Origin of the sequence: Frigoribacterium sp. PvP032 (assembly GCF_017833035.1) — a bacterium.
In the GTDB taxonomy this organism is placed as follows: Bacteria; Actinomycetota; Actinomycetes; order Actinomycetales; family Microbacteriaceae; genus Frigoribacterium.
Window position 1 is genome coordinate 1,240,350 of sequence record NZ_JAFIBM010000001.1, and the last position, 18,642, is coordinate 1,258,991.

General features: G+C 71.2%; 15 protein-coding genes. 12 read left to right on the top strand and 3 right to left on the bottom strand.

All coding sequences use genetic code 11. From position 1 onward, the window contains the following. The first annotated feature begins 176 nt into the window (after nt 1-176). Nucleotides 177-2,375, top strand: a complete 2,199-nt coding sequence (locus tag JOE35_RS16060) for an adenylate/guanylate cyclase domain-containing protein (protein ID WP_209560276.1) — start codon at nt 177-179, stop codon at nt 2,373-2,375. Then, on the top strand, nt 2,375-3,817 hold the full coding sequence (locus JOE35_RS05765) for a mechanosensitive ion channel domain-containing protein (protein ID WP_209560277.1): 1,443 nt from the start codon (nt 2,375-2,377) through the stop codon (nt 3,815-3,817). The genes JOE35_RS16060 and JOE35_RS05765 overlap by 1 nt, the downstream gene beginning before the upstream one ends. On the opposite strand, the gene JOE35_RS05770 is transcribed toward JOE35_RS05765, so the two are convergent. Together JOE35_RS05770 and JOE35_RS15830 are read right to left on the bottom strand one after the other, a co-directional pair. After that, nucleotides 3,814-4,605, bottom strand: a complete 792-nt coding sequence (locus JOE35_RS05770) for a DUF305 domain-containing protein (protein WP_307802959.1) — start codon at nt 4,603-4,605, stop codon at nt 3,814-3,816. The genes JOE35_RS05765 and JOE35_RS05770 overlap by 4 nt on opposite strands. Continuing rightward, nucleotides 4,602-5,291 carry a DUF3105 domain-containing protein gene (locus JOE35_RS15830; protein WP_209560278.1) on the bottom strand — a complete coding sequence of 230 codons (690 nt, stop codon included), beginning with the start codon at nt 5,289-5,291 and terminating at the stop codon, nt 4,602-4,604. Before JOE35_RS15830 ends, JOE35_RS05770 begins: the two co-directional genes overlap by 4 nt. Before the next feature lie 175 nt (nt 5,292-5,466). On the opposite strand from JOE35_RS15830, the gene JOE35_RS05780 reads away from it, so the two are divergent. The 8 genes from JOE35_RS05780 to JOE35_RS05815 all read left to right on the top strand — a co-directional run bounded on the left by JOE35_RS05780 (nt 5,467) and on the right by JOE35_RS05815 (nt 15,677). Then, on the top strand, nt 5,467-6,831 hold the full coding sequence (locus JOE35_RS05780) for a cystathionine beta-synthase (RefSeq protein ID WP_209560279.1): 1,365 nt from the start codon (nt 5,467-5,469) through the stop codon (nt 6,829-6,831). An 83-nt stretch (nt 6,832-6,914) separates the two neighbouring features. Beyond that, nucleotides 6,915-8,078, top strand: a complete 1,164-nt coding sequence (locus JOE35_RS05785) for a cystathionine gamma-synthase (protein WP_209560280.1) — start codon at nt 6,915-6,917, stop codon at nt 8,076-8,078. A gap of 62 nt (nt 8,079-8,140) precedes the next feature. Then, entirely contained in the window at nt 8,141-9,523 is a 1,383-nt protein-coding gene (locus JOE35_RS05790) for an MFS transporter (protein ID WP_209560281.1), read from the top strand. Between the two features lie 104 nt (nt 9,524-9,627). Then, nucleotides 9,628-10,647, top strand: a complete 1,020-nt coding sequence (locus JOE35_RS05795; RefSeq protein WP_209560282.1) for a LacI family DNA-binding transcriptional regulator — start codon at nt 9,628-9,630, stop codon at nt 10,645-10,647. Between the two features lie 275 nt (nt 10,648-10,922). Next, a complete protein-coding gene (mmsA, locus tag JOE35_RS05800; protein WP_209561904.1) occupies nt 10,923-12,443 on the top strand; it encodes a multiple monosaccharide ABC transporter ATP-binding protein in 1,521 nt (506 codons plus the stop codon). Between the two features lie 5 nt (nt 12,444-12,448). Next, the gene (gene mmsB / locus JOE35_RS05805; protein WP_209561905.1) at nt 12,449-13,822 is read left to right on the top strand and encodes a multiple monosaccharide ABC transporter permease; all 1,374 of its coding nucleotides are present in this window, start codon (nt 12,449-12,451) and stop codon (nt 13,820-13,822) included. A 101-nt stretch (nt 13,823-13,923) separates the two neighbouring features. Continuing rightward, the gene (locus JOE35_RS05810; protein ID WP_209560283.1) at nt 13,924-15,021 is read left to right on the top strand and encodes a sugar-binding protein; all 1,098 of its coding nucleotides are present in this window, start codon (nt 13,924-13,926) and stop codon (nt 15,019-15,021) included. A 92-nt stretch (nt 15,022-15,113) separates the two neighbouring features. Further along, the gene (locus JOE35_RS05815) at nt 15,114-15,677 is read left to right on the top strand and encodes an MOSC domain-containing protein (RefSeq protein WP_307802960.1); all 564 of its coding nucleotides are present in this window, start codon (nt 15,114-15,116) and stop codon (nt 15,675-15,677) included. A 45-nt stretch (nt 15,678-15,722) separates the two neighbouring features. Here the strand turns inward: JOE35_RS05815 and JOE35_RS05820 are convergent, their stop codons facing one another. After that, nucleotides 15,723-16,292 carry a TetR/AcrR family transcriptional regulator gene (locus JOE35_RS05820; RefSeq protein ID WP_209560284.1) on the bottom strand — a complete coding sequence of 190 codons (570 nt, stop codon included), beginning with the start codon at nt 16,290-16,292 and terminating at the stop codon, nt 15,723-15,725. Between the two features lie 300 nt (nt 16,293-16,592). On the opposite strand from JOE35_RS05820, the gene JOE35_RS05825 reads away from it, so the two are divergent. Both JOE35_RS05825 and JOE35_RS05830 read left to right on the top strand, forming a co-directional pair. Further along, entirely contained in the window at nt 16,593-17,822 is a 1,230-nt protein-coding gene (locus tag JOE35_RS05825) for a multidrug effflux MFS transporter (protein ID WP_209560285.1), read from the top strand. A 100-nt stretch (nt 17,823-17,922) separates the two neighbouring features. After that, on the top strand, nt 17,923-18,642 hold the full coding sequence (locus JOE35_RS05830; protein ID WP_245186062.1) for a phosphatase PAP2 family protein: 720 nt from the start codon (nt 17,923-17,925) through the stop codon (nt 18,640-18,642).

Genomic DNA, 18,642 nt, shown 5'->3' on the forward strand with positions numbered 1-18,642 from the left:
CTCGACGGGTGTCGCGGAACGACGGCTGAACGTCGCCGGGGTACGCGGCGTGTCACCAGTGTGTGACAGCTCTGGCGCGGTGCCCTCGATCGGTGGTACATCTGGGGGACGGATCAGATGAGGCTGCGTCATGTCGAGCGATGCTGGGCGGACGTCCTCGGGGGAAGAGGCCAGGCGTGTCGAGCTCCACCCACAGCAACAGCACCGTCAGCCCGGACGAGGCGACGGGCAGACCGACGCGGCGTCGCTCGCCGCTGCGGGCCCTCTTCGGGCGCGGCTCGCTCGACATCCAGTCGACCTTGCTCGTCATGCTGCTCGCGGTCAGCTTCCTCGCGGCGATCGTGATCGGCAGCGTCGGCTACGTGAACGGCCGTGACTCGCTCCGCGCGGCGGCGTTCGACCAGGTCACGAGCATCCGCGAGTCGCGCGCCCGCGACGTCGAGCGAACCCTCGCGGGGGTGCAGCAGGCCGTCGTGCTCGACAGCCGCAACGACAGCGCCGTGCAGGCGTCGCTCGACTTCAACGCCGGCTTCGCCGCGCTCGACGAGCAGCCTGTCGACCCCGCCCGGCAGCAGGCGGTCACCGCCTACTACGAGGGCACGTTCGTGCCGAGGCTCGACGAGGCCACCGGCTCGACGACCGACCCGTCGCTGATCGAGCCGACATCGTCGGCCCAGGCGTACCTGCAGTCGATCTACACGGCGCCCTTCGACGACGACTTCGACGCCTCGCTCGCGCTCGACACAGCCGACGACGGCAGCGAGTGGTCGCAGGCCAGGGCCGACCACCACGACTACTTCCGCGAGATGGTCGACCAGCTGGGCTACGAGGACGTCCTGCTCCTCGACCTCGACGGCAACGTCGTCTACTCGGCGTACTCGGGCGTCGACCTCGGCACGAACGTCGAGGACGGGCCGTACTCGCGCACGGCGCTCGCCGACGTCTGGGCCACCGCGCTCGAGTCGAACACGGTCGACTCGTCGTTCACGACCGACTTCCAGCCTTACGCCCCGTCGCTCGGCGTGCCCACCGCGTGGATCGCGTCGCCCGTGGGCACGGGCGCGGACGTCACCGGCGTGCTCGCCGTGCAGGTGCCCACCGAGACCATCGACTCGGTCATGACGGGCGACCAGGGCTGGGCCGACCAGGGCCTCGGCCGCACCGGCGAGGCCTACCTCGCCGGGCCCGACGAGACGATGCGCTCGACCTCGCGCGAGCTGATCGAGCACCCCGACACGTTCGCCGCCGACGTCGTCGACCACGGCACCCCGACCGACGTCGCCGAGCGCCAGGTGGCGAGCGGCAGCTCGGTGCTGCTGCAGCCGGTGGCGACCACCGCCGTGGACGCGGCCCTCCAGGGCCGTACCGCCACGACGGTCAACACCGACTACCTCGGCCACGAGGTGCTGGCGGCCTACGCGCCGATCGACGTCGACGGCCTCAACTGGGTGATCGTCGCGAAGGTCGACACGTCAGAGGCGTTCGCGCCCGTGGACGTGTTCACCCGCAACCTGCTGCTCTCGACGGCGGCGATCATCGTCGTGGTGTCGCTGCTCTCGCTGCTGCTGGCGCAGGTGTTCGTCCGGCCGGTGCGGCGCCTCCAGCACGCCGTCAACCGCGTCAGCGGGGGCGAGATCGGCGTCGAGGTGCCCGTGAAGGGGCACGACGAGTTCAGCGAGCTGGGCGGCGCCTTCAACGACATGAGCCGCAGCCTCAGGGTCAAGCAAGATCTGATCGACGAGCAGCGACGGGAGAACGACCGCCTGCTGCTGACCCTCATGCCGGAGGCGATGGCCAAGCGCTACAAGGAGGGCGAGGAGACGATCGCCGAGGACCACACCGACGTCGCCGTCGTGTACGCCGACGTCGCCGGGTTCGACGACTTCAGCCGGGGGATGCGCTCGGGTGAGCGACTCGCCCTGCTCAACGGCCTGTGGCGGTCGTTCGACGAGGCGGCGGAGAGGCTCGGCGTCGAGAAGGTGCGGAGCAGTCAGCAGGGCTACCTCGCCAGCTGCGGGCTCACGGTGCCGCGCATCGACAACGCCCGCCGGGTGGTCGACTTCACCCTCGAGCTGCAGGGGATCATCGAGCGCTTCAACGCGACCAACTCGTCCCGCGTCGCGCTGCGCGCGGGCATCGACACCGGCCAGGTGACCAGCGGCCTCGTCGGCCGGACGAGCATGGTCTACGACATGTGGGGCGACGCTGTCACTCTGGCCCACCGGGTGCAGGACGTCTCGTCGCAGGCGGGCGTCTACGCCACGGAACGGGTCGTGCAGAAGATCGGCGACGGGGTGCCGGCGGTCGACTCCGGCACGGTCACGACCCAGTCGGGCGAGCAGCGCGTCTTCCGCCTCGAGCGGCCGGTCGCCTGATGACGTCACTCTGGCAGCAGCCCTGGTTCTGGCCGGTGCTCGCCGTGGTGGTCGGGCTGCCGGCGCTGCTCATCGTGCTGACCGAGATCGCCAGCACCCTGCAGCGGCGGGGCAACCCCGGCGCACGTGTCGTGCGGCTGCTCCGCACCTACGTCGTGCCCACCGCCGCCGTGTCGATCCTGGTCGCCCAGGTCACGATCGCGGTCGACTCGAGGGACTTCACCTGGACGAAGGTCGCGACGACGGCCTTCGGGTTCCTGGTGATCCTCGCCGTGCTGAACGCCGTCAACCTCGCGCTCTTCACGAACGCCGAGAAGGGCAGCTGGCGCGACCGCCTCCCCTCGATCTTCGTCGACATCGGCCGCATCGTGCTGATCGCGATCGGGCTCGCCGTCCTCTTCAGCACGGTCTGGGGCACGGACGTCGCCGGGCTGTTCACGGCGCTCGGCGTCACCTCGATCGTCCTCGGCCTGGCGCTGCAGGGCGCCATCGGCAGCGTCGTCTCCGGGCTGCTGCTGCTGTTCGAGCAGCCGTTCCGGCTCGGCGACTGGCTCGACGCCGGCGGCGTGCGCGGCCGCGTCGTCCAGGTCAACTGGCGCGCCGTGCACATCGACACGGGCAACGGGATCCAGATCACGCCCAACGCGTCGCTGGCCGGCTCGTCGTTCACGAACCTCAGCCGCGGCGACGGCAGCTACACGGTCACCGCCCCGGTGGCCTTCACCACGGACGACCCGCCCGCCGAGGTCGTCGCCGTGCTGCAGAGGGTCGCGGCCGGCCTGCCCGAGCTGTGGCCCGGCACCACTCCGGTCGCCGTCCCGCTCGGCGGCGCGGCCTACGAGGTCTCGTACGAGGTGCGCGGACCGGCGCACGAGGGATCGTCGCTCGCCACGCTGCGCAGCTGGCTCTGGTACGCCTCGCGCCGCGCCGGCCTCGGGCTCGACGGCGACACGACCGACGCGTTCGTGACGCCCGAGCGGATCGAGCAGGCCGTCGCGGCCGTCGCCCCGACCCTCCAGGTGACGACCGAGGAGGTGCCCGTCCTCGTGCCGTCGGTGCGACTCGAGCGGTACGCCGCCGGCGAGGTCGTCCTGCCGGTCGGCGTCGTCCCCGAGGCGCTGCGCTTCGTGCTGAGCGGTGCCGTGGCCCTCGGCGTCCCGCAGCCCGGCGGGGTGCTGCTGCCCGTCTCCCGGGTCGAGCAGGGCGACTTCGTCGGGCAGACGGTCCTCACGCGCGAGCCGACCAGCACCCGGGCGGTCGCCGTGTCGGAGGTCGCGGTGCTCGTCGTCCCCGGCGACACGCTGGACGCGCTCGTGCGGGCGCGTCCGCGCCTGGCACGCGAGCTGGGCGAGGTCGTCGACCGTCGCCGGGCCGCGGCGCGCGCGGTCGTCGAGGCGTCGGGAGACGCTGCGGTGGGGGCCAGGGGGCAGCTGCCGGGCTAGGACCGCAGGGCGAGCATCGCCCGCATCGCGTCGACGTCGCTCTGCTGCGTCATGATCATGCCGCTCGCGAAGGCGTCGACCTGGGGGTCGTCGCTGCGGGCCAGGACGGCCTCGGCCATCTCGATGCCGCCCAGGTGGTGATCGATCATCAGGGTCAGGAACAGCCGCTCGGCGTCGACGCCGTCGGCGGCCCGCAGCTCGGCCATCTGCTCCGGCGTGGCCAGGCCGGGCATCGGCTCGCCGGGGACGTGGCTCGGCGCGGGGGAGCCGGAGACGCCCTCGCCGCCGTGGTCGTGGCCCGCGAGCTGCCCGTCGAGGGTCGGCTGCGTCATCCAGGTCATCACCGGCTGCGACGGCGCCTGCGGCACGCCCCAGACCTCGAGCCAGGCGTACATCTGGCCGGCCTGCTGCGACTGGGTCGCGGCGATGTCGTACGCGATGGTGCGGACGTCGTCCGAGGTCGAGCGGTCGCGGATCGCGAACGACATCTCGACGGCCTGCTCGTGGTGCACCTGCATGTCGCGGGCGAACCCGGCCTCGACGCTGTTCGTGCCGGGCACGACCGGCGCCGACGAGGTGAGGCGCCCCACGGCCACGCCCGTGCCGAGCACGAGCAGCAGCGCGACCGCGGCCGCGATCACGAGGCGCAGGCGACGCCCAGAGGAGGCGCCGGCAGCGCCCGCCTCGGTCGTCACGTCGTCGAGGTGGTCGAGGTGGTCGAGGTGGTCGGCCTGGCGGAGGTCGTCGGCCTGGCGGAGGCCGTCCGCGTCGCGGCGGTCGTCGGTCACGACACCTTTCCGGGGCCGTCGACCCCGCCGGTGCAGGGGGCGCCGGGCTCCGGGGCGTCGGCCGACTTCCAGTACTTGGTCACGAAGTCGGAGACGGCGTCGGCCTCCGGGTCGTCGAAGCCGAGCTGCGCGCCCCAGGCGCTGACGGCCATCGGCGTCTCCATGCCCTCGTACGGCGAGACGACCGAGTAGGTGGAGGGCGCGAGGTCGGTGATCTGCTCGATCTGCTCGTCGGTGACCTGGGCCGGGTCGTAGGTGAACCAGATCGCGCCGTGCTCGAGGTCGTGCACCGCGTTCTCGTTCGGCACCTGCTCGGTGTAGACGCCGCAGTTCATCCACACGGCGGCGTGGTCGCCGCCGGCCGGGGGAGTCATCTCGTAGTCGACGGTGCCCGAGACGTGGTTCGCCGTCAGGTCGTCCCAGGTCTGGACGCCGGCGACGTCGATCTCGCTGCGGTCTGCCCTGGGCGTGCCGCTGGTCACGACGACGGTGACGATCAGGGCCACGGCCGCGGCGCCCGCGACGGAGGCGGTCACGATGCCGATGGTCCTGTTGCGCTTCGACCTGGCCTGCTCGCGCTTCAGCGCGGCGACCTTCTCCTGCCGGCGCGCGTCCCGCTGCTGCTTGACGGTCATCGAGCTCGGGTCGGGCTTCGCGCCGGGGGTGTTCTTGTCGCTGCTGGCCACAGTGGGGTCCTCTGGTCTCGGGGATGCGTCACCGATTTGTCCCACACCTGTCTGGGAAGACCGTCACAGCCGGGTCGACTCGCCCCGTCATCCGCCGGGGGCCGCCGGTAGAGTCGGGGAGCAGCTGCGGGGGAGAAGTGCCGACCGCGGAGCGACGTCCCTGAAGGAGCCACACGTGAAGTACGCCGAGACCGTCCTCGACCTGGTGGGCGACACCCCCCTGGTGAAGCTGAACAAGGTCACCGAGGGCATCACGGCCACGGTGCTCGTCAAGGTCGAGTACCTCAACCCCGGCGGCTCGTCGAAAGACAGGATCGCGACCCGGATCATCGACGCTGCCGAGCGCGACGGCCTGCTGCTCCCCGGCGGCACCATCGTCGAGCCCACGAGCGGCAACACCGGCGTCGGCCTCGCGCTCGTCGCCCAGCAGCGCGGCTACCGTTGCGTCTTCGTGCTGCCCGACAAGGTCGGCGACGACAAGCGGAACGTGCTGAAGGCCTACGGCGCCGAGATCGTCGTCACCCCGACCGCGGTCGAGCCGTCGAGCCCCGAGTCGTACTACAGCGTGAGCGACCGGCTCGTCTCCGAGATCCCCGGGGCATTCAAACCGAACCAGTACGCCAACCCCGCCGGCCCGCAGAGCCACTACGAGACGACCGGGCCCGAGATCTGGCGCGACACCGAGGGGCGCGTCACGCACTTCGTGGCCGGCGTCGGCACCGGCGGCACCATCAGCGGCACCGGTCGCTACCTGAAGGAGGTGTCAGGAGGGGCGGTGCAGATCATCGGCGCCGACCCCGAGGGCAGCGTCTACAGCGGCGGCACCGGGCGCCCGTACCTCGTCGAGGGCGTGGGCGAGGACTTCTGGCCGTCCGCGTACGACCCGAGCGTCGTCGACCGCATCATCGCCGCCTCCGACGCGCGGTCGTTCGAGCTGACCCGCCGTCTCGCCCGCGAGGAGGGGCTGCTCGTGGGCGGCTCGTCCGGGCTGGCCGTGGCAGCCGCGCTCGACGTGGCCCGAGAGCTCGGCCCTGACGACGTCGTCGTCGTGCTGCTGCCCGACGGCGGCCGCGGCTACCTCGGCAAGATCTTCAACGACGCCTGGATGCGCTCGTACGGCTTCGCCGACAGCGTCGACGGGCGCACGGTGCGCGACCTGCTCGCCTCGAAGACCGGCTCGCTGCCGGCCCTCGTGCACGCGCACCCGTCGGACACCCTGCACGACGTGATCGGCATCATGACCACCTACGGCGTCTCGCAGATGCCCGTGCTCTCGGCCGAGCCCCCCGTCGTGATCGGCGAGGTCGTCGGCGCGGTCGAGGAGAAGACGCTGCTCGAGGCGGTCTTCGCCGGGGGAGCGAGCATGGGCGACGCGCTGTCGACCGTGGTCGGCGCCCCCTTGCCCCTCATCGGCATCAACGAGTCGGTCGAGAGCGCCCGCGCCGCGCTCGAGACGACGGACGCGCTGCTCGTCACCGACGACGGCAAGCCCGCCGGGGTCGTCACGCGGCACGACGTCCTGGCCTTCCTCTCCTCCTGACGGCCGGCCACCGCTGCGCCCCGGCGCGGCCGCTTCCCGTCAGCCTCTCCGCGTCAGATCTCCCCAGCACCGAAGGACACCCCATGAGCACCTCCGACCACGGCTTCTCGACCAGGGCCATCCACGCCGGCCAGGAGCCCGACCCGCGCACGGGCGCGGTCGTGCCGCCGATCTACCAGTCGTCCACCTTCGTGCAGGACGGCATCGGCGGCTTCCGCGACGGCTACGAGTACGCCCGCTCGGCGAACCCGACCCGCGACTCGCTGCAGGAGCTATTGGCGTCGCTCGAGGGCGGCACCGCGGCCTTCAGCTTCGCGTCGGGCCTCGCCGCCGAGGACGCGCTGCTGCGCTCGGTCCTCCGTCCCGGCTCGCGGGTCGTCATGGGCAACGACGTCTACGGCGGCACGCACCGCCTGGTGAACCGGGTCTGGACGCCGTGGGGCGTCACCCTCGAGACCGTCGAGATGACCGACCTCGACGCCGTCCGGGCCGCGGTGCGGCCGGGCGAGACCGACGTGCTCTGGGTCGAGACCCCGAGCAACCCGTTGATGAAGGTCAGCGACGTGACGGCGCTCGCCGAGATCGGGCACGCCGCAGGCGCGCTCGTCGTCGTCGACAACACCTTCGCCTCGCCGGCGCTGCAGCAGCCGCTGAGCCTCGGCGCCGACGTCGTCGTGCACTCGACGACGAAGTACATCGGCGGGCACTCGGACGTCGTGGGCGGCGCCGTCGTCGTGCGCGACGACGAGCTCGCCGAGAAGATCGGCTTCGTCCAGTTCGGGGCGGGCGCGGTCTCGGCCCCGATGGAGGCCTGGCTCACCGTGCGGGGCATCAAGACGCTCGCCGTGCGCGTCGAGCGGCACTCGTCGAACGCCCTCGCGATCGCGCGCGAGCTCGAGGCGCACCCCGCGATCGAGCGGGTCTTCTACCCTGGCCTCGAGTCGCACCCGGGGTACGAGCTGGCCGCCCGCCAGATGAGCGCCTTCGGCGGCATGCTCTCCGTGTCGCTCACCGCCGGGGCGGCGGCCGCCCGCCGCTTCGCCGAGTCGACCGAGCTGTTCCAGCTGGCGGAGTCGCTCGGCGGCGTCGAGTCGCTGATCGGCTACCCGACCGAGATGACCCACGCGTCGGTGCGCGGCACCGAGCTCGAGGTGCCCGACACCGTCGTCCGGCTGTCGGTCGGCATCGAGGACGTCGCCGACCTCCTCGCCGACGTGCGGCAGGCGCTCGACCGCGCGCAGGCCTGAGCTGCCCGGTCCCGTCCCCGCGGCAGCCCTCGGGCGTCGGAGGCGGCACCTAGGGTGAGAGCATGACGACCGCCCGCGAGAGCACCCTGCCCTCGGGCGGCGTGCTCTCGCCGGCGTACCGCCTCGCCACGCTCGGCATGGTGGCGCTGATCGGCATCGCGGCGTTCGAGTCGCTGGCGATCACCACGGTGATGCCGATCATCGCCCGTGAGCTCGACGGCGAGGCGCTGTACTCGGTCGCCTTCGCCGCTCCGCTCGCCTCAGGCGTCGTGGGGATGGTGCTGGCCGGCAACTGGGCCGACCGCAGGGGGCCCCGGGTGGTGGTGACCGCCTCCATGGTGCTCTTCGCGATCGGCCTCGGCATCGTCGGCACCGCTCCCGACATGGTCGTGCTGCTGCTCGGGCGCCTCGTGCAGGGGCTCGGCAGCGGCGCCGTCATCGTCGGCCTGTACGTGATGGTCTCGAAGCTGTACCCGCCGGTGCTGCACCCGTCGATCTTCGCCGGCTTCGCGGCGGCCTGGGTCGTGCCGGGCCTCGTCGGTCCCGTGGTGGCCGGCACCGTCGCCGAGCTGGCCAGCTGGCACTGGGTGTTCCTCGGCGCCCTCGTGATCGCGGTGCCCGCCTTCGCGATGATCCTGCCGAGCCTGCGGCGGATCCCTCCCACGCTGCCGGGCGTCGACGGCGCTCGCGTGCCGTGGAGCATCGGGCGCATCGCGTGGTCGGTGGCCGCGGCTCTCGCCGTGATGGCCCTGAACCTGCTGTCCGAGCTGCCGCTCGCGGCCGCCGCGGCCGTCCTCGTGGCAGCCGTGGTGGTGCTCGTCGTGGCACTCCGACCCCTGCTGCCCCGAGGCGCCCTCGTCGCGGCCGCCGGCGTTCCCGCCCTGGTCCTGCTCCGCGGCCTGGTGGGCGCCGCCTTCCTCGGCAGCGACGTGTACCTGCCCTACATGCTCTCGGCGCAGTACGGCTTCGCGCCCGCCGCCTCCGGGATCACCCTGACTCTCGGCGCAGTGGCCTGGGCCGCGGCGAGCTGGGCGCAGGGCCGCCTCGGCGACCGGGTCGCCCAGCGCACCGGCATCCGTGTCGGCATCGTGCTGGTGCTCGTCGGCGTCGTCGCGGCAGGAGCATCGGCGCTGGGGCACCTCCACCCGGCCGTCGTCATCACCGGCTGGGCGCTCGCCGGGGCCGGCATGGGGTTCATGTACCCGCGTTTCTCGGTGCTCGTGCTGCGCTGGTCGCGTGACGACGAGAAGGGCTTCAACAGCTCGGCCCTGACGATCGCCGACTCGTCGGGCTCGGCGATCGCCCTCGCCGTGACCGGTGCCGCCTTCCTCCAGCTCGGCGGCGCCGACGAGCCGCGGGCCTTCGTCGCCTGCTTCGCGGTGGCGGCGGTCGTCGCCCTCACGGCACTGCTGGTCAGCGGTCGCGGCGCTCCGCGCGGTCGCTGAGCGCACCTCCTCGGCCCCCGGTCGGGTGACGGCCGTCGGAGTCTGCATAATGGTCTGCAGCGCGCGATGTGTACGGTCACATCGCCGATCAGCGATGGAGCGACGTGAAGCACGAGGTCGAGAAGGTGCGCGCTCCGAACATCCGCGACGTCGCGGCCCTCGCCGGCGTCTCGTACCAGACGGTGTCGCGGGTGCTCAACGACAGCCCCAGCATCCGCCCCGCGACGAGGCAGCGCGTGCTCGACGTCATCGACCAGATCGGCTACCGACCCAACCAGGCGGCGCGGGCTCTGTCGACGAGCCGGTCGAAGGCGATCGGCGTCCTCACCCTGCAGAACGTCCACTTCGGCCCGCAGACCATGGTGAACGCGATCGAGGTGGAGGCGAGGGCCGCCGGTTACCGGCTCAGCATCGCCAGCACCTCACGCGCCGAGGACGACGTGCGGGCGAGCATCGACCTGCTGAGCAACCAGGCGGTGGAGGCGATCATCGTCATCGCCCCCCAGCGCAAGTTCTTCGCCGTGCTCGACGAGCTCGAGCTGCGGGTGCCGATCGTCGCGCTCGACTCGTCGCCGCGAACGAACGCGCACAGCCTGGCAGTCGACCAGCACGCCGGGGCTCGCCTGGCGACGCGGCACCTGATCGACCTCGGCCACAAGCACATCGTCCACGTCGCCGGCCCGCAGGACTGGATCGAGGCCGACGAGCGGATGCAGGGGTTCCTCTTCGAGATGGGCGAGGCCGACCTGTCGGTGGAGCCGCCGATCCTCGGCGACCTGACGGCCGACTTCGGCTACCTCGCCGGCCGCGAGCTGCTGCGGCGCCGTGACTTCACCGCCGTCTTCTCGGCGAACGACCTCATGGCGGTCGGCCTGCTGCACGCGTTCCGCGAGGCCGGCGTCGACGTGCCCCGCGAGGTCAGCGTGGTCGGGTTCGACGACTCGCCGACCGCGCCGCACCTCTGGCCGCCGCTGACGACCGTGCGCCAGGACTTCGAGCTGATCGGCCGCCGTGCCGTCGAGCTCGTCGTCGCCGAGCTGGACGGCAAGGCGGTCGAGGGGCGCACCCTGATCGCGCCGGAGCTCGTCGTCCGGGGCTCGACCGATCGTCCCTGGTTCCTCTAGCCGACACGCGGCGGATCGGGGCATTTGACAGGGACCCCCGCCGGGATTAGCTTTGCTCCAGTCGCGGTGTGAACGGTCACATCCCGCGTCCCAGGAGCCCCTCGAGGGGCCGGGGCCGGGGCGACTACAGAAGACGATGGTTCCCGCCGGCCCTGGCCGACGGTGACGACGACGAAGTCGATACATGGAGGTCAGCGTGCGCGCAGCACAGATCACGATGAGCGGGAACCGCGGGGGTGCCGCCCGTGGGCGTTGACTCACCCGTCATCCTCGAGATGCGCTCCATCACCAAGGAGTTCCCCGGCGTCAAGGCGCTCGACGACGTGTCCATGCAGGTGCGCGCGGGCGAGGTGCACGCCATCTGCGGCGAGAACGGCGCCGGCAAATCGACGCTCATGAAGGTGCTCTCGGGGGTCTACCCCTTCGGCACCTACGCCGGCGACATCGTCTACCAGGGCGAGGTCCAGAAGTTCCGCGACATCAAGTCGAGCGAGTCCGCCGGGATCGTCATCATCCACCAGGAACTCGCGCTCATCCCCGAGCTGTCGATCACCGAGAACATCTTCCTCGGCAACGAGCCCACGCGCTTCGGCGCCATCGACTGGCAGTCGGCCAAGACCCGCGCCGTCGACCTGCTCGCGCGGGTCGGGCTCAAGGACGACCCCGACACGGCCATCAAGAACCTCGGCGTCGGCAAGCAGCAGCTCGTCGAGATCGCCAAGGCGCTCAACAAGAACGTGAAGCTGCTCATCCTCGACGAGCCCACCGCGGCTCTGAACGAGGCCGACTCGCAGCACCTGCTCGACCTCATCCGGGGCCTCAAGGGCCGCGGCATCTCGTCGATCATGATCAGCCACAAGCTCAACGAGATCGAGGCGATCGCCGACTCGATCACCATCATCCGCGACGGCAGGACGATCGAGACGCTCGACGTCCAGGCCGACGGCGTCAACGAGGATCGCATCATCCGCGGCATGGTCGGTCGCAACCTGGCCAGCCGGTTCCCCGACCGGACCCCGTCGATCGGCGAGGTCTTCTTCGAGGTCAAGGACTGGTGGGTCCGCCACCCGCAGACCGCCGAGCGCTTCGTCTGCAAGGGCTCGTCGATCACCGTCCGCAAGGGCGAGATCGTCGGCCTCGCGGGCCTCATGGGCGCCGGCCGCACCGAGCTCGCCATGAGCATCTTCGGTCGCTCGTACGGGCAGTTCGTCTCGGGCGAGATCGTCAAGGACGGCCAGCGGATCGAGATCAAGAACGTCCGTGACGCGATCGACAACGGCCTCGCCTACGTCTCCGAGGACAGGAAGGTCCTCGGCCTGAACCTCCTCGACGACATCAAGCGCTCGACCGTCGCGGCCAAGCTCTCGAAGATCTCCCGCGCCTCCGTCGTCAACACGTACGAAGAGCACTCGATCGCCGAGGAGTACCGCAAGAGCCTCCGGGTCAAGACGCCCACCGTCGACGAGGGCGTCGCCAAGCTCTCCGGCGGCAACCAGCAGAAGGTCGTGCTGGCGAAGTGGATGTTCACCGACCCCGACCTGCTCATCCTCGACGAGCCGACCCGCGGCATCGACGTGGGCGCGAAGTTCGAGATCTACAACATCATCAACCAGCTCGCAGCCCAGGGGAAAGGCGTGATCGTGATCTCGTCCGAGCTCCCCGAGCTGCTGGGGCTCTCCGACCGGATCTACACGATCTTCGAGGGCACCGTCACCAACGAGATCGACGCGGCGGACGCCGACGCCGAGACGCTCATGCGCACCATGACGTCGAAGAAGAAGGAGCAGGCCGCATGAGCGGAATCAAGGACCTGAAGAAGGTCTTCGGCGGCAACACGTCGAACGCCCGGCAGTTCGGCATGATCGCGACCCTCGTCGTGGCCATCGTCATCTTCCAGTTCCTCACCGGCGGGCTCACGCTCGAGCCGACGAACCTGATCGCCCTGGTCAGCCAGTACTCGTACATCCTGATCCTCGCGATCGGCATGGTCATGGTCATCGTCGCCGGGCACATCGACCTGTCGGTCGGCTCCGTCGCCGCCTTCGTCGGCATCATGGTGGCCACCTCGATGACGACCTGGAACTTCCCGTGGCCCGTCGCGATCGTCTTCGGCCTCGTCGTCGGCGCGGCGATCGGGGCCTGGCAGGGCTTCTGGGTCGCCTACGTCGGCGTCCCCGCGTTCATCGTGACCCTGGCCGGCATGCTGCTGTTCCGCGGCGCCAACCAGTTCGTCGGCAACGCGACGACGCTGCCCGTCCCCGAGGCCTACACGGTCATCGGCGCCGGCTACCTGCCGGAGTTCGGGCCGAACACCGGCTACAACAACGCGACCCTGCTGCTCGGCCTCCTGCTCGCCGCGGTCGTCGTCTGGCGTGAGTTCCGCCTCCGTCGGGTGCAGCGCACCATGGGCTCCGAGATGGCTCCGCTCTGGGTCAGCTTCGTCAAGATCGCCGTGCTCGTCGCGATCATCCTCTACGCGGCCACGCTGTTCGGCGGCGGCCGGGTCGGCACCTCGTTCCCCGTGTCGGGCATCATCCTCGGCGTGCTCGTGCTGGTCTACGGCTTCGTCACGCAGAACACGATCTTCGGCCGGCACATCTACGCGGTCGGCGGCAACTCGCACGCTGCCGAGCTGTCGGGCGTCAACGCGAAGCGCATCAACTTCTTCGTGATGATGAACATGTCCGTGCTCGCCGCCCTGGCCGGCATGATCTACGTCGCCCGCGCCGGTGCCTCCGGGCCCCAGGACGGCCTCAACTGGGAGCTCGACGCGATCGCGTCCGTCTTCATCGGCGGTGCAGCCGTCGCCGGCGGCATCGGCACCGTCACCGGCTCCATCGTCGGTGGCTTCGTCATCGCGGTCCTCAACAACGGCCTCCAGCTCATGGGCGTCGGCTCCGACAAGGTGCAGATGATCAAGGGCCTCGTCCTGCTGATCGCCGTCGCCGTCGACGTCTACAACAAGAGCCAGGGCCGTCCGTCGATCACCGGGTTCCTGACTCGCGGACTCCGCCGCGACAAGGACGGCATCGCCGCCCCCGCCGCCTCGGTCGAGACCACGACCGCCGGTCGCCAGTCCGGCGTCGGCACCACGACCGACGCCCCTGCCGGCGCCGTGCACCCGAACGGCGACCTGACCGACGCGCAGCGCCCGTCGTCGACGACGCCCAACTAGACCAGCACCCTCGCGGGCCCGTCCACCGACGGCCGGGCACGCATTCCCCGGGAGCACCAGCTCCCACACCTGCAACCCCCCTACAAGAAAGTAGACACAGCATGCGCAAAATCGCGCTGGCGACCATGGCGGTCGCCGCAGCAACGACGCTGATCCTGAGCGGCTGCTCGAACTCGGCTCGCACCGACGCCGGCTCGGGCGACGCGGCCTCCGGCTTCGAGCAGGGCTCGACCATCGGCGTGGCGCTGCCCGCCAAGACCTCGGAGAACTGGGTCCTCGCGGGCGACCTGTTCACGGAGGGCATCACCGAGGCGGGCTTCGAGCCCGACGTGCAGTACGCGGCCGCCTCCGGGACCGTCGCGAACCAGCAGGAGCAGATCCAGTCCATGGTCACCAAGGGCGCGAAGGTGATCATCATCGGCGCGGCCGACGGTGCCCAGCTCGGCACCCAGGTGAAGGCGGCCCACGACGCGGGCGCCGTCGTCATCGCCTACGACCGTCTCATCCTCAACACCGAGGACGTCGACTACTACGTGGCCTATGACAACTTCAACGTCGGCGAGCTCCAGGGCCAGGCCCTGCTCGACGGCATGAAGGCCAAGAAGGCGGAGGGCCCGTACAACATCGAGCTCTTCTCCGGCTCGTCCGACGACGCCAACTCGGCTGTCTTCTTCGACGGCGCGATGAGCGTCCTCCAGCCCGCGATCGACGACGGCACCGTCGTCGTCGCCTCGGGCCAGACCGACATCAAGCAGACCGCGACCGACGGCTGGAAGGCCGAGAACGCCCAGCGCCGCATGGACTCGCTGCTGACCAGCACCTACGGCACCGCCGAGCTGGACGGCGTCCTGAGCCCCAACGACACGCTGGCCCGCGCCATCATCACGTCGGTGCAGGGTGCAGGCAAGGACGTCCCGGTCGTCACCGGTCAGGACTCCGAGGTCGAGTCGGTCAAGTCGATCATGGAGGGCGTGCAGTACTCCACCATCAACAAGGACACCCGTGCGCTCGTCGCGCAGGCCATCGACATGGTGACCTCGCTGTCCGAGGGCGACAAGGCCGAGACGAACGACGACGAGTCGTACGACAACGGCTCGAAGATCGTCCCGGCCTACCTCCTGCCCCCGCAGATCGTCACCAAGGAGAACGCCGCTGAGGCGTACGCCAACGACCCCACCCTGGGCCCGCTGACGAAGTAGCACCACCCCGCACCACCTGCACCACCACGAGAGCCGATCGCCCTGCACCGGGGCGGTCGGCTCTCGCCGTTCCCGACCAGTACGGTGGTGCCGTGACGGCAGGCGACCAGGAGGCGGCGGCCGCGACCGCGCTCCCGGTCACGATCGAGCTGCTGCTCGCGTCGCCCCGCTCCCGCTACGTCGGTCGCCCCGCCGACGGCCCCGAGCCGCCTCCGGCCGCGTCCGAGCTGCACGAGAGCGTCGAGCTCCGCGCGGGACTCGGGATAATGGGCGACCGCTACTTCGCGAAGCCCGCGCACCGCGGCGCGTCGGTGACGCTGTTCGCGGCGGAGTCCCTCGAGACTGTCGCGCGCCTCCTCGGCCTCGACGGGTCGCTCGACGCCGTCGCGGCCCGTCGCAACGTCGTCACGCGCGGGCTCGACGTCGACGCGCTGCGCGGACGCACGATCAGCATCGACAGCGGCGACGGCCCGGTCCTGTTCCGCGTGAACCGGCCGGCGAACCCGTGCGCATGGATGGACCAGGTGCTCGCGCCCGGCGCGTTCCGGGCGATGAGGGGGCTCGGCGGGATGCGCTGCGAGCCGCTGACCGACGGCGTGCTGCGGCTGGGGCCCGCGCTGGTCGAGCTCGACCCGCTCGAGCCGAGCGGGGCCTAGGAGCGGCGCCTAGGGGCGAGGCCTAGGGGCGAGAGGAGGCGGAGCTCACTGCCACCAGGTCGGCATCATCGCCGTCATGGTGTCGAGCAGCGCCTTGCGGCTGGTGCGCTTGCCGCGGAGCCACGCCTCGATGGCCCCGACGAGCGCGTGCGCGAACCAGCCGGCGGCGATGTGGACCGACAGCCCCTCGGGCAGCGAGCCCTCTGGCAGGCGCTCGATGTGCTGCAGGGAGGAGGTCTCGAAGTGGCTGGCGAGTGCCTTGTGGATGGACGCGTCGAGCGCGTCCGGCAGCGCGAGCCTGTACATCTCGCGGTACCGGACGACGTGGTCGACCACGCGCTCGACGCCGCGCCGGGTGATCTCGGCGCCGTCGGCCTCGGTCGAGGCGGCACGGGCCGCCTGGTCGTCGAGCCGGATCTGGTCGAGCTCCGGCGTGATGACGTCGGTCAGCAGGCCGCCCGGCGACGTCGCGTGGCTGTAGAAGGTCGCCCGGTTGATGCCGGCGGCCCGGGTGACGTCGGCCACCGTGATGGTCGACACGGGCTGCTTCGACGCGAGCTCGACGATGGCGCCGTGCAGCGCCTTGGTCGTCTGGACGATGCGGGCGTCGACCATGGAGGCCTCCTGGATGTCGTGCCGGAGCCGCGGCGGGGGCCCCGGCTGAGCCGAGCCTAGTGGTGCTCGACAGGCGTCGGTCTCGGCGACGCGGTGTCGTCCAGGGAGACGTCCGGCGCGGGCACCCGGCCTGTCGGCCGGGCCGGCCGGGCGCTACCATCGACGACGACCGCACCTGTCGACCACGCCTGTCGTCCTGGAGTCGTGTCGCCCCTCCCACCCACCACCTCGCCCCGGCTGCACGACGACGGATCGAACCGATTCGAGCGCAGCGGGGCCTCCCCTCGTGAGGACCCTCCCGTGAGCATCGTCGTCCACCCCGGTGACGCCCTGACCCGACGTCAGCGCCTCGTCTACGTGATCGTCCTGGGCGCGCTCACCGCGCTCGGGCCGCTCACGATCGACCTCTACCTGCCTGCCTTCCCTTCCCTCGAGGACGACCTCGGCGTCACGGCGGGCCTCGTGCAGCTCACCCTGACGGCGACGACGATCGGCTTCGGCGTCGGCCAGCTGCTCGTCGGCCCCTGGAGCGACAAGGTCGGCCGCCGGCTGCCCCTGATCGTGGCCACGGCGGTGCACATCGGTGCCAGCATCGGCGCCGCGGCAGCGCCCGACATCACCTGGCTCGCGGTCTTCCGCGTGCTGCAGGGCATGGGCGCGGCGGCCGGCGGCGTCGTGGCCATGGCCACCGTGCGCGACCTCTTCGGCGGCCTCCCGCTCGTCCGCATGCTGTCCCGCCTCGCACTCGTCACCGGCCTCGCGCCCGTGCTCGCGCCGGTGGTCGGGTCGCAGCTGCTCCGCTTCACCGACTGGCGGGGCATCTTCTGGTTCCTCGTCGCCTACGGCGTCCTCATCCTGCTGGCGGCGATCTTCCTGATCGTCGAGACCCTGCCGGAGTCGGCCCGCCACGGAGCCGGCCACACGACCCTCCGCCAGCGCTACAAGGCGCTCTTCAGCGATCGCGTCTTCGTCGGCGTCGCCCTGATCGGCGCGATGGTCTTCTCGGGCCTCTTCACGTACCTGTCGGCCTCGTCGTTCCTCTTCCAGGACGTCTACGGCCTCGACGCCCAGCAGTACGGCTACCTGTTCGCGATCAACTCGCTCGGCATCGTGGTCGGCGTCCAGGTCAGCTCACGGCTCGCGCGTCGCGTGCCCCCGGCGTACATCCTCGCCGGGTCGACGACGGTGCTGATCATCAGCGCCGGGCTGATCGTGCTGCTCGACTCGCTGCACGTCGGGCTGCTCGGCATCCTCGTGCCGCTCTGGTTCTTCATCGCGGGGTGCGGCTTCACGTTCCCGCAGGTGCAGGTGCTGGGCCTCGCGAACCACGGCGCCGAGGCCGGCACGGCGGCGTCCCTGCTCGGGGCCCTCAACTTCGGCCTCGCCGGCATCATCTCGCCGGTCGTCGGGTTCCTCGGCATCGACACCGCCGTCCCGATGGGCAGCGTGATGATGGTCACCTCGGCGGTCGCCATCCTCAGCCTGTGGCTGCTGGTGCGGCCGCGCAGCGTCCCCGCACTCGCGCACTAGCCGTACGACCAGCCCGCCCCGAGGAGGCGCGGACCAGACCAGAGGAGGCGCCTCCCGACCCGGGCGGGCCGCGCCGCACCTCCCTCGGTACTGTCGGCGGATGGACACCTCGCCCCTCGCACCGAAGCCGGCCACCCCGCGGGAGGCGACCGTCGCCCGGCGAGTGCAGCGCCGGTGGTGGGTCTTCAGCGCGCTCGGCGCGATCGGGGTCGTGCTGCTGATCGGCGTGGTCGTGACGGCGAGGGCGGGGCGTCTCGGCATCGACGAGCGCTTCATGAACGAGCTCGTCGAGCACCGCAGCGACTTCTGGATCGCCCCTGCCCTCGTCTTCGACACGGTCGGCGCGGGGCTGATCGGCGTCTTCGTCGTACCGATCGGCGTCGCCGTGGTCTTCCTGCTCCGGCGGCGCCCGTGGGCGGCTCTCTACTGGATCTGCGCGTGTGCCCTGAGCGCCGGCGTCGTCCAGGTGATCAAGCACACCTTCGGGCGGGCGCGGCCGACCGAGATCCTCGTGGTGAGCGACTACGGCTCGTTCCCGTCCGGCCACACGGCGAACGCCGCCACGCTCGCCGTCGTGCTCGGCGTCGTCCTGCGTCGCGTGTGGGTGTGGGCCGCCGGTGTCGTCTGGACCGTGCTGATGCTGCTCAGCCGCACCTACCTCGGGGCGCACTGGCTGACCGACACGATCGGCGGGCTGCTGATCGGCGCCGGCGTCGCGGTCGTCCTCTGGGCCCCGGTCGCGCACCGGCTCCTCGACGAACAGGAGCGTGTGAGGGGTCGTGGCTGGGCGTGGCAGACGCGTGACGGTGCGGGTGCCTAG

Coding starts and splice junctions, on each gene's coding strand:
- mmsA (WP_209561904.1), top strand. CDS start 10,923: ATGCGCTCCATCACCAAGGAGTTCCCCGGCGTCAAGGCGCTCGACGAC.
- JOE35_RS05790 (WP_209560281.1), top strand. CDS start 8,141: ATGACGACCGCCCGCGAGAGCACCCTGCCCTCGGGCGGCGTGCTCTCG.
- JOE35_RS05785 (WP_209560280.1), top strand. CDS start 6,915: ATGAGCACCTCCGACCACGGCTTCTCGACCAGGGCCATCCACGCCGGC.
- JOE35_RS05765 (WP_209560277.1), top strand. CDS start 2,375: ATGACGTCACTCTGGCAGCAGCCCTGGTTCTGGCCGGTGCTCGCCGTG.
- JOE35_RS05810 (WP_209560283.1), top strand. CDS start 13,924: ATGCGCAAAATCGCGCTGGCGACCATGGCGGTCGCCGCAGCAACGACG.
- JOE35_RS05830 (WP_245186062.1), top strand. CDS start 17,923: ATGGACACCTCGCCCCTCGCACCGAAGCCGGCCACCCCGCGGGAGGCG.
- JOE35_RS05820 (WP_209560284.1), bottom strand. CDS start 16,292: ATGGTCGACGCCCGCATCGTCCAGACGACCAAGGCGCTGCACGGCGCC.